This window comes from Streptomyces adustus (assembly GCF_009377175.1).
GTDB lineage: Bacteria > Actinomycetota > Actinomycetes > Streptomycetales > Streptomycetaceae > Streptomyces > Streptomyces adustus.
In genome coordinates this window covers 16889-28166 of sequence record NZ_VJZD01000115.1, presented here as the reverse complement: position 1 = coordinate 28166, position 11278 = coordinate 16889, and the positions used below count along the sequence as shown (strand labels likewise).

Below are 11278 nucleotides of genomic sequence, written 5' to 3'. Positions count from 1 at the left end.
GGCTGGGTGTGCGCGGGTCGGGGGGTGTCGGTCGCCGGGCGGGCGGACGGCACCGGCCGGGACCGCGGCGGTGCCGCGGCGGACCTCGGTTCCTGGTCGGCCGTGGGCCGGGTACGGCCCGTCATGGGCGCGGAGTGCGGTCGGCGGCGCGGCCGTTGCTCGTGCTGATGCCCGTACAGCAGGTCCCGGTGCGATCCTCCGTCCGCGCCGGGTCCGGATGCGTCGTCGGGCCCTGGGTATCCGTCGGACCCGTGGGCCGGGCCGGGGCCGCCGGGGGTCTCCGTGTCCGGCCGCCGTGTGCGCGGGGGCGTGAAGTGGTGGCCACCGGCGTACGGATCGGCGGGATCCGACGACCGGACCGCCGCCGGGCCGGTCCCCCGCCCGACCGGCGCGTCCACCGGCCCGTGCACGGCCTTCGCGCCCGCACCGCGAACGCTCTCCGGCCCGGGGCCGGACCTGGGGCCGGGCCCCAGGCCGGGGCCGACTTCGGGCCCGGGTCCGTGGACCGGCTGCGTGACCGGTCCGTGAACGGTCTCCGGACCCCGCCCGGCACCAGGATGAGGACCGGGGTCCTGAACTGTCTCAGCGACCGGCCGATAATCGGTCTCCGGACCAGGACCGGGGCGGGGACCAGGAACCGACTCCGCGACAGGCCCGTGACCGGTCTCCGCACCACGCCCGGAACCCGGACGAGGACCGGCACCGCGCACCGTCTCCACGACCGACCCGCGACCGGTCCCGGGACCACTACCAGAACCGGGAAGCGACTCTGGACCACGGACCGACTCCGCGACAGGCCCGTAACCGGTCTCCGCACCACGCCCGGAACCGGGGTCGAACACCGGCTCCGCAACCGGCCCACGACCGGTCTCCGCACCACGACCGGAACCCGGACGAGGACCGGGACCGGGGCCGTGGATCGCCTCCGCGACCGGCCCGCGGACGGTGTCCGCAACCGGCCCCTGGACCGTCTCCGCGACCGGCGTGTGAAGGGGTTCCGCCCCGGTGCCCCGGAGCGGAACCGCCTCGGACCTGTGGGTCGCCTCCGCCCCGGGCCCAGGGGCAGGCTCCGACCTGGGCCCATGGGCGGCGTCCGTCCCGGGCCCATGGGCGGGGTCCGTCCCGGGCCCATGGGCCGACTCCCGCGGCGCGGTCCCGGGCGCGGTCGTCGGCGCTGTCGGCCGGGGCCGTGTGCCGCGGACCGTGCCGAGCAACCGGCCCAGCTCCAGCAGTCGTTCGGGCGCCGGAAGTTCGGCCTCCAGGGGCACCTGCTTGAACAGCTCGCGCAGGTCGTCCGCGTAGTCCGGGTCCGACACGAACAGTCGGACCAGCTCCCTCGCGACCGCGTCGGCCTCGTCCCGCGGTGCGTTCTCGAGCGTGATCCGCTCCACCCGCGCGTCCTCGGTCGCCGACCTGCGCCAGGCCGGCACACCCACCACGCGCAGCCCATGGGTGTCGGAGGTGTCGCAGGTCGCGTATGTCCAGTAGTCCTGTCCGAGCCAGTCGCCGAAGATGCCGCACAGTCCCCAGACGAGCAGCGGTGTCTCGTTCGCCCCGGCAGCGGAGAAGTCCGGGATCCGGACCGACATCAAGCGCTCCGGGGTGCGCAGCAGTTGGGCCGTCACCACGGCGAGCGGTCGCGCCACCGTGTCCACCCGCGCACTGAACCGCCGCCACTCGCGGACCACCGTCTCGCTGAACGCGTCGGGCGCCGCCTGCCGCAGCCCGCGGCCGCCGGCCAGACCGGCCGCGGGCACCGGGAGTTCACTGAGCGTCAGACAGAACCGGGGCTTGAGGACGTTGCGGCCGCCGACCAGGGCATGGGATTCCGTACTGGCGCGGCCGTGGGCGTCGGGGCCGCTCCTGCGGTTGATGACGACCACGTCACCGCTTCTGCTGATCTGGCGGACCTGGCTCGGCCGTTCACTGCCCTCCACCCGCAGCAGCGGCGCCAGTTCCTCTCTCAGCTCCTCGGCGCGCTCCCCCGCGCACGAGTACGCCACCGCGGTGATGCCCGTGCCGTTGCGGTCCCGGTTGCCCTCCCAGCGGAAGACGATCTGGTCGAGCCACTCTTCACTGCGCTGGTCCACGTCAGCTCACATCCCCATCGTGGACGGCCGGTGCGCCGGGTCCTCGGTCAGCAGTCCGCACATGGCGAGGATCGACAGCAGCGGGCCCAGCACCCGCCGGGAGCGCACTCCGTGCGGGAAGCGGCCGTTGGTCGGCTGGCCCCCGGTCGCGGAGGCGAAGTGCAGGGTGCAGCGCAGGGCGCTGTCGAACGGCCGCAGCCAGGCGGGCGCCGCATGGTGGCGCAGGAACGCGTACACGTCGCGGCTCTCCTCCCGCACCGCCCGCGGGTCGAACGGGGCCGTGGACGGCCGGCTGAGCCAGCGGTCCACCGGGGGTTCGAAGCGCAGCAGGTCCGCCTTGCCGACCACCAGGGCCGTCGCCACGTCGAGGTACGCCCCCTGCCGGGGCAGCCGGTCGAGCACGGTCTCGAAGGCGGGGTCGCTCCGGCTGACGCGCAGGCGGTACCGCTCGCGCGGCTCGTCGAGTTGGGGCAGACCGCAGGCGAGCAGCGGGTCGACGACGAAGACCAGGGCGTCGACGCCCACCAGGAAGCGCAGCAGCGCGTCCGTGCGGACCAGGTCCTCGCCGCCGAGGTCGAAGAAGGCCACCGGCCGCACCTGGCCGTCCGCTCCGGTGAGCAGCAGGGCCTCGACGAACTCGGCGAACGGCGTCTGCCCGGTGGCCTCCAGCTGCTCGCCGGCGCGCAGCGGCGCCACCCGCTCCTTGAGGAACACCGAGTGGTCGGCGGGATTCACCGACTGCCAGCGCACCCCGAAGGGAGCCAGGCAGCCGTCGGTGATCTCGGCGACCATCTGGGTCAGCAGATGACTCTTGCCGGTGCCCGACGTGCCGACCATGGCGACGGTCAGCGGCCGGCCGTGGGTCAGATAGGGCACGGGGATGTAGTGCTGGCTGATGCCCTCGGTGTTCCGGCAGAGCTGGAAGGCCCCGCGCAGGACGTCGGCGCGGCGCAGCGGGTTGGTGAGGCCGCTGGTGTCGAGGCGCTCGTACTGCGACTTCTCGTTGCGCACATGCAGGGCCCGCTCGTCGTAGACGACGATCTCCAGGCAGTACGGGCAGACGATCTGCCCGGGTTCGAGCCGTGCCGAGGGTGCCGTCGTGACGCTCACCGGCGTCCCCTTCCGCTTCTGCCGCGCTCACGATCGGTGGTGCCGCCCAGCCAGCCGCGAAGACGGCCCCGGTCCTGGCCCGGCGGGTGCAGGTTCTCCCGCGGTCTGTCGTCCAGGGGCGCGCCGTACCCCTCCGCCGCGCCCGCGCCCGGACCGCGCGGCACGCCCTGCCCGCCGATCCCGCCGGTTCCACCGATTCCGTCGTGTTCGGCGCGTCCGGCGTGTCCGTCGATGCCGACAGCCGCGCGCTTGCGGTCGAGCACGGCCTCGAACTCCCTGCGGTACGGCTCCAGCGGGTCGGGGCCGGCCATCAGGACCGTCGCCGGGTCCGGGTCCGGCGCCAGCAGGCCGAGCAGCCGCGCGGGGGTCGGACGGTCCTCGGCCCGGGGGGCGAACGCGTCGCCGAGGCTCTGCGCCAGGGACCGGTAGGCGTCGAGGTCGGCCGGAGGACCGTCCGGCCGGCCTTGTCGGCCGGCCACGAGCTGGTACATCAGCTGGGCCGTGCTCCACAGCGCGTCCCGTGCGTCGACCTCGCCGACCCCGGCCCGCTGCTCGGGCGACGCGTACGGCGCGGTGCCCCAGGGTGTCCTCGGGGCGCCGATCCGCGCCGTCGCGCCCAGGTCCCACAGCTGCGCCCGTTCGCCGTCCCAGCGGACGGCCGCGGGCACGATGCCCCGGTGGACCAGTCCGAGGCCCTCCAACAGGCGTACCGCGAGCACGAGATCGCGCTCGATGATCCGCTGGTCGGTGGTGGAGATGCCGTGGACGAGGCCGGTGGCCGGCCCGCCCCGGGGGGTGGCGTAGATCAGGAACGGTTCGGCCGCGTCCATGTCGTAGCCGACCGGAACCGGGAACAGCCCCTGGAACGGGCTCCCGAAGAAGGCGCGGTGGACCGTCAGGGCGGCGCCGACCTCGGCCTCCAGCGCCTGGAACTCGTGCGGGTCGCGGACGTCGGCGGAGGACAGCCGCACCTGTACGCCCTTCCACGCGTCGCCGAGCATCAGCTCCCTGGCCAGCAGGGGCGGGCGCACGACCCGTCCGAGCTCGGGTCCGAAGCGGGCGGGCGCACGGTGGCGCAGGCCGCCCGGGGTGGTGAAGGACAGGTCGGGCGGCATCTCGGTGCCGTCGGCCTGTGGACCGAGGTCGCTGGCGACCGCGCCGCGGCCCCCAGGCCGCGCCGTACGCTCGTTCACTCGCCCCCCTCGTCGCCGTAGCGGTCCCGGCCACCGTCGCCGTAGCGGTCCCGGCCACCGTCGCCGTAGCGGTCCCGGCCACCGTCGCCGTAGCGGTCCCGGGCCGGGGACCGGTCGTCGGCCCATTCGCGCAGCCGGACCGGCCGCACCACGCCGGTCCGCAGCGGAACCAGCTTCAGCAGTCCGGCGTAACGCCCGGTGGACGTCCACACCGACCGGCTGCGCATCCCGGGCGGGGTCGTCCCGGGGCTCCGGCCGTCCGGCTCGGCACCGCCGCCCGCCCCGCCGCGGCCCTCCGTACCGCTCCAGACGGCCTGGGGTGCGAACCTGATCCACTCCACGCCGGTGGGATCCTTGCTGAGCAGCGGTGCCTGGCGCGGTGACGCCAGATCCACGATGCGACGGCCCTGCGGGTCCGGCTCGATGGCGTCGGCCACCCGCTGGTGCCCGATGCCGAGCAGTCCCTCGGCGTTGCCCCGGCGCTCCACCGACCGGGCGTACGGCGGTGGCGAAACGACCCCCTGGGTGAACAGATGACGGCGGGTCACCTCCAGCATGAGGCGCATCCGCTCCTCGACCCGGCTGAGCGCGGGCCCCGCGGCCTGTCCTCGCGCCACCGCCCCCCAGTAGGGGTCGAGGGCGCCGACGAGGGTGTCGGTGAGGTCGCCCACCAGGGTGTCCACGAGCCTGGGTCCGCCTTCTCCCGCCTCCCGGTCCAGCCAGCGCGGGCCGTCGCCGGACGCCCGGTCCGCCTGCGGGACGTGCGGGCCGTGGCCGTCCGTGCCGTCCGGCCCGAAGGCCGGGGGCCTGTCGCCGGTGCCGCCGGGCGCGGACGGCCGGGGATCCGGCTCCGGCATCCAGCCGGGCCGGGCGAAGCCGTCGTCGGGGTCGGCGAACCGGCCGGGGCCCCGGCCGTCGGGGGCCTCGCGGACCGGATCCTGCCAGCCCCCGGCGGTCGACGCGGCAAGGAAGTCCGGCTCCCCGCGGTGGTGTTCGAGCTCCTCGACGGTGGCCGCCGCGCCGCGCAGCGCGCCGGCCACCATACGAGCGGCGTCGGCGCAGTGCAGGCGCTCCTCGGCGGCCCAGCGCTGCCGCAGCACCGCTTCCGCGAGCAGCGCGTCGAGGCCGTCCAGGGCCCGGCGGGCGTCGTCCGCGCCGGTCAGTTCCCACCAGCGGTCCAGGGCCCGGCGCCAACGCGAGACCACGAGGGCGACGGCCAGGGCCGTGCCGCACAGGGCGCCCAGCAGCCCCGCCCAGGGCGGTACGGACACCCCCATGACGCTCGGCAGGATCCCGCCCAGGACTCCCACGGCTCCCGCCGCCGCCTGTGCGGCCGCAGCGGCCGCCCCCGCGCCCGTGGTGGCGCGGCCGGGCTGCCGCAGGCCGGTCAGGAGGGTGCCGCCGACCAGTACCAGCAGGACGGCGAGCGCGGCGAGGGTCCCGGGCCAGGGCCACAGGGCCGCCGTCGCGCAGGCGGCCACGGCACCGGCCAGCTGTCCGGGGCCGGTCGTGGAGACCGTGAAGTCCTGTTCGGCCGAGACGAGTCCGGGCAGTTCGGGCGGGCAGCGCCGGTCGGTCTCGGCGAGCAGCCCCGCGCCGGACGCGGGTGCCACCTGCTCGGAGAGGGCGGCGAAGCGTTCGGCGACACTGCGCAGGGCCAGCCGCTCGGCGAGCATCCGTTCGGCGAGCCGGTGCAGGCCTTCCCCGACAGCCTCCCGGCTGCCGGTGTACGGCGGGATCCGGACCCCGAGACCGGCCAGGGCCAGCGCCGACTCGGGGGTGGCCGGGGAGGCTCCCGCGGCACCCTCCTTGAGGGCTCTGACGACCAGCGCGCGGTAGGCGCCGAGGGTGCGGGAGGCGGTGTCCAGGGCCGAGGCGACGGCACGTCGGCCGGCTCCGAGGAGCAGTCCGCTGCCGCTGCCGAGCTGCGCCCAGGCCACGCAGGCGTCGTCGAGGGCGTCGACGCAGTCCGTGTACGCCCGGTCGGCCGGGCCGCCCGGGACCCGGTGGCCCGGGACCGGTCCGGCGGGCCGGCCCGCGGCGAGTTCGTCGACCGGCTTGGGGAGTTCGATCCGGGCGGTGTCCTCGCCGTCCGTCGACAGCGGGGTGCCGGAGGACCGTTCACCGGCGAACCGGTTCAGTGCCTCGCGCCACGCGCGCGCCCGGGCGGCGCCGGACAGGTCGTGCTCCAGCACCCGGACCCCGGGCACCGCCACCGCGTCCGGGAACTTGGCGAGCGTGTCCAGGGTTTCGTCGAACAGCGCCCGCAGCAGGTCCACGAGGACGGCCAGCGCCTCCGGGTCGTCGGCGCCGACGGGGTCGCCCGCGGTGCGGGCGGCCCGCAGGTCCCCGGCCCAGAGCAGTCCGGAGTCGGGGCCGTGCAGCGCCGCGGGCCGCAGCAGACGACGGTTGAGCGCGGCGCCCGGCTCGGCGTCGGGGCCCGACTCCGGGGCGGCCGGGAAGTCGTCGTACGGGCCGGTCGACGCGTCGGTGTCGGCCGTGCCGGGCAGATCACCGATGACGAGGCCGAGCAGCCATGCCTTGGTGCCGTAGCCGAGGACCTTCTCGTACAGGCTGTGGTGGTCCGTCAGCCCGCGCGGGGTGTCCAGCAGGAGGAACCGGTAGTGTCCGTCGCCCGGTTCGGGCAGCCCCTCGTGCCTGAGCTGTTTCTGGACGGCTCTGCGCAGTGCGCCGGGGGCCGTCAGCCGGTGCGCTCCGGACCGCAGGTCCAGCACGATCACCGCGTGTGCCCCGTCCCTGACCTCGCTCACTCGGGGTCACGCTCCCAGGGGTCGCGGGCCGCACGGTGCCCGGCCGTGCGGTCGGGTGTGTGGTCCGGTCCGGACCCGCTGCCGGAGTCGCTCCACGTGGATTCGCTCCATGTGGACGCGCTCCACGTGGTGTCACGCCAGGCGGAGTCGCCCGGCGCCGGGTCGGCGGGGCCGGGGTGGCCCACGGCGGAGTCCCCCGACCCGGAGTCGTCCGACGTGGTCCAGGGGAAGTCCTGCGGTGGGTGCAGGGGGCGGCCGTCGTCGGCGGCGAACGCCGGATCTCCCGAGGCGGACGGCTCCGTGGCCGCGGCACCGCCGGTGGGGGTCCGACGGGAGTCGCCTGCCGAGTCCGCCGCCGAGCCGGATCCCGAACCCCGATCCGAACCCGAACTCCCCTCATCGGGGCCGGACTTCTCCAGGCTGCTGCCCAGCCACGGGAACTCCTCGACCGCCGGGTCGTCCACCGCGTCGGCGCGGGCCGCGTCCTGCGGGTCCGCCCATCCGGTGGACGCCACGGCCGGCCGGGGATCGGCGGGTGCGCGTCGGGGGCCCGGGTCCGGCTCGCCCGTCAGCCGCTCGGGCCAACGGGGCTGCTCGGGCCAGTCGGGCAGGTCGTACCGGCTGGTGGCGGCCTGCGTCCGCGCCGCGGCGGGAGGTTCGGCGACGGGAGACGCGGCAGCGGGAGGCTCGGCGGCGGGCCGGGGCGCGGCACGGTCCTTGCGGGCCGCGCCGGCGTACGGTTCGTCGGCCGCGTCGGAGCGCGCCCGGGGCAGCCGCGTGGTCCCCCAGTCGTCCTTCGTCTCCGTGCGCCGAGGCGCCCGCGGCGGGGGCGGCCCGGGATCCACCGCGGTGAACCGCTCGTTGCGCATCGTCGCCGCCAGCGACCGCAGGTTCGGCTGGAGCGCCCGCTTCTCGGTGAACGCCACCTCCAGGGCGCCGGGCAGGGTCTCGCCCCAGAACTGGCGCAGCGGGCCGATCCATTCGGCGGACCAGTGCCCGGACTGCTGCTCCAGCTTGTCCAGCAGCTGGAGCTGGCGCGGCGCGATCTCGTTCACGAAGCGTACGAACAGCGGGTCGGGGGTGCTGCCGGAGAGCGACAGGCCCTTGGGCTGGACCCGCATCAGGACACCGCAGTAGTCCTCCACGATGCGGCCCTCGTCCAGCAGCGCCCACCGTTCGTAGGAGCGCAGCAGTCCGGCCCAGCCGGAGATCTCGCCCTGGTACTCGTCGAGCCGCAGCGTCATGCCGGGGACGTCGGGGCCGTCCTCCTCGTACAGCCGGACCCGGACCCGGGACGGCGAGTCGGTGTCCCCCTCGACGACGGTGAGCTGGCCGTTCCACATCGCGCACAGCAGGCGGTGCAGGATGTGCCTGCGGTCCTCCTCGGTGCTGGCCAGCCAGTCGTCGCGGTAGCCGAGCCGCTGCCGCCAGCCCAGCACGTCCTCGCTCTGTTCCACGTCGCGGGCCCTGGCCCAGCGGCGCAGTACGTTGCGGGCCTCGGGTACCTCGGTCAGGCTCATCTCGCTGCGGAAGAGCACGACGGTGATCGAGTCCGTCTCGACCCCGCGGAACTCGATGGAGCGCTTGCCGTCCCTGGGCAGCAGCAGGGACTTGCGCAGGTACTCCTCGACCGCGTCCTTGTTCTGGATGCGCGGGTAGACGATGAGGACCTTCAGCGGTCCTCCGCCCTCGGGCACGAAGCCGTGCGGAAGCAGACCGGCGATCTTGAACCGGAACTGCTCCAGCGCGGTCTTGCCGACCTCCTCGGCGGCGTCGCCGACCCCGGCCGCGGCGCTCAGCAGCATCGCCATGGACGGCAGCAGCGGACGCTCGTCGGCCTGCATGCCGCTCTCCGCGAAGAGCGTCTTGACCCGCTGCTCTACCGCGGCCTTGACGGTCGCGACGGCCGCGGCGGGGTTGCGCCGGCCCGCGGTGTAGGAGGACTGCCAGCAGTCGGCGTCGACGATCTTGAGCAGCAGCGCCGACTCGTCGTCGTTGTCCCGCAGACCGACCCGTTTGATCAGGCGTTCGCGCAGGTCGTCGTAGAAGTCGCGGAGGTTGCTCTGCGGTGGCAGCAGGTAGGAGACGCCGGTGCGGTCGTCGTAGAGCTCCTGCACCTGTTCCTGGAAGGCTCTGGGCTCTTCCTCCACGTGCTTGCGGAACGCCTCGACCAGCAGGCTCAGTTCGGCGTTCAGCGCCGCGGCGGCCGGGCGCCAGCGCTGCTCCTGGCGTCGCCACCCCTCGTGCCAGACGACCCGGCTGCGCCACTGGTACCAGCGGTCCTGCGCCTCGACGGCCGCCACCACGTCGGCGTCGCCCCAGTGGGGCTTGGACAGGCCGCCGATCCGGCCCCTGATCCGGGGGACCGCGGGGGGCTGGGCCTCCACTCCGGCCGGGCGTACGGGCTGGCGGCCGCGGTTGTCGAGCATGCCGAGGAAGCCGAGCACGGTCACCGGGTCCGGGTCGCCGGGCACCCCCTTGACGATCCGCTCGGCCTGGAAGAGGCCGGCGGAGCGCAGCACCCGCTCCAGTGCGGCGCGGGGCGCGAACTGCTCGGCGAGCGCGGGAGCGCGCCGGTCCACCTTGCGCCGCAGGTCGTCCAGGAGGCCCTGCATGTCGCTGATGCGGTCGCGCAGGGCCTGCTCGATGGCGATCCCGCCCCGGGGCAGCGGGTCGGGCTCGGGTACCGGGAGGGCCTCGCGGGTCCACAGTTCGTCCAGGCCCGAGTCGGCGAACATCTTGCGGACGGTGCCCGCGTACTCGTGGCTGGCCTTGGCGACGGGTTCGGTGAGCCGGCGTACGGACATGGCCAGCATCCGGGAGGAGACCAGCGCGGCCAGTTCGTCGAGCGGTGCGGTCATGGAGGCGACCAGGCTGGTGGACACCCCGCGGTGGCCGATGCCGGAGGCGGCGCGTACCGCGCGGTGCAGGCCGCGGTTGATGAAGCTCGCGGCGAAGGTCTGGTAGTCGTCGTCGGCGCGGGCGCGCGGGCCGCTGCCGTCGCCCAGTTCGGTGCCGACGAGCGACATCACCAGCGAGACGATGGAGCGGCGCAGGTCGTCGGGGCGGATTCCGGCGGTGCGACTGAACAGGAAGGCGGTCGGCACCATGCCGGTGCGCAGCCGGATCGGGTGCACGCCCGGGTAGCGGATGTGGGTCGCGGCGTCCAGGTCGGTGTCGCCGAGGTCGGACTCGGCGGTCGGCACGTTCTGTTCGTCGACCAGCCGGAAGAGGTCCACCGCGGCGCGCGCGGCGTTGAGTTCGGCCTCGCGGCCGCCGCCCGAGGAGGCGGGGAAGGCGGACGGCATGACGACCAGGGGGTAGATCCGGGCGCCGGTGAAGTTCTTCGCCCGGAACGCCTCCCCGATCAGGTGGAGGTAGTCGAGGAAGATGCCGGCGCCGGTGCCGCCGGCCACCGAGAAGGCCACGAACACGTCGCAGCCGGACATCGGTCCGCCGCCGAGCTGGCTGAGTTCGCCTCCGGAGCGGCTGATGGCGTCGATGGCCTGGAGCAGCGGCCCCATGACCGGGTCGAGTCCGTTGCGCAGGGTGCCGAACAGGGCGGCGCGGCCGACCGTGGGCAGCTGTCCGGCGCCGTTGCGCAGCGGGGTGACCTTGGGTTCGCCGGTGCGCGGCGGCAGCCAGCCGCTGACCTCGTCGCGCATCACCGCGCGCAGTTCGCGGGTGACCTCCGGGGAGCTGTCGTGGTCGGGCAGCAGGTCGTGGGTGGCGCGGGCGGTGCGGCCGTAGGCGGCGCGCAGCGCGTTGTCGGCGCTGAGGTGGGGCAGTCGGGCGAGTTCGGACTCGCTGAAGTCCGCGTAGACGAACTGGAGGCACTCCGGCAGTTGGTAGCGCAGCGGGATGCCGAGTCGGTTGAGCGCGGTTCCGTCGGGTCCGCACAGTTCGGCCCGCAGTCGTCGCTCCAGCTCGGCTCCGACCAGTCCGCCGGTGCCGCCCAGACCGACGAACAGCATCGGCTGGAAGATCTTCATATGGTGGTCCTCCGCCGGGACGCGGGGCGTCCCGGTCGCTGGTGGTCGAGTACGGGTGGGGGGACCGCGGTCGTGGACGCGCGGTCCGTCGGGGCGGGCGGCGGCTCGGGGCGCCGCCCGCC

The 11278-nt window shown here is 75.0% G+C and carries 5 protein-coding genes; all 5 read right to left on the bottom strand.

Features of this window, described 5'->3' with window-relative positions:
• On the bottom strand, positions 1-2090 hold a 2090-nt coding region (locus FNH09_RS25645), incomplete at its 3' end, for a DNA polymerase III subunit gamma/tau domain-containing protein (RefSeq protein WP_476691270.1).
• Between the two features lie 6 nt (positions 2091-2096).
• Complete coding sequence (locus FNH09_RS25640) at positions 2097-3200, bottom strand: AAA family ATPase (RefSeq protein ID WP_152891997.1); 1104 nt, start codon at positions 3198-3200, stop codon at positions 2097-2099.
• On the bottom strand, positions 3197-4393 hold the full coding sequence (locus FNH09_RS25635; RefSeq protein ID WP_152891995.1) for a protein kinase family protein: 1197 nt from the start codon (positions 4391-4393) through the stop codon (positions 3197-3199). The genes FNH09_RS25640 and FNH09_RS25635 overlap by 4 nt, the downstream gene beginning before the upstream one ends.
• Positions 4390-7164, bottom strand: coding sequence for a hypothetical protein (locus FNH09_RS25630; protein WP_152891994.1), 2775 nt, complete (start codon positions 7162-7164; stop codon positions 4390-4392). The genes FNH09_RS25635 and FNH09_RS25630 overlap by 4 nt, the downstream gene beginning before the upstream one ends.
• Positions 7161-11156 carry a tubulin-like doman-containing protein gene (locus tag FNH09_RS25625; protein ID WP_238427098.1) on the bottom strand — a complete coding sequence of 1332 codons (3996 nt, stop codon included), beginning with the start codon at positions 11154-11156 and terminating at the stop codon, positions 7161-7163. The genes FNH09_RS25630 and FNH09_RS25625 overlap by 4 nt, the downstream gene beginning before the upstream one ends.
• Between the last annotated feature and the right edge of the window lie 122 nt (positions 11157-11278).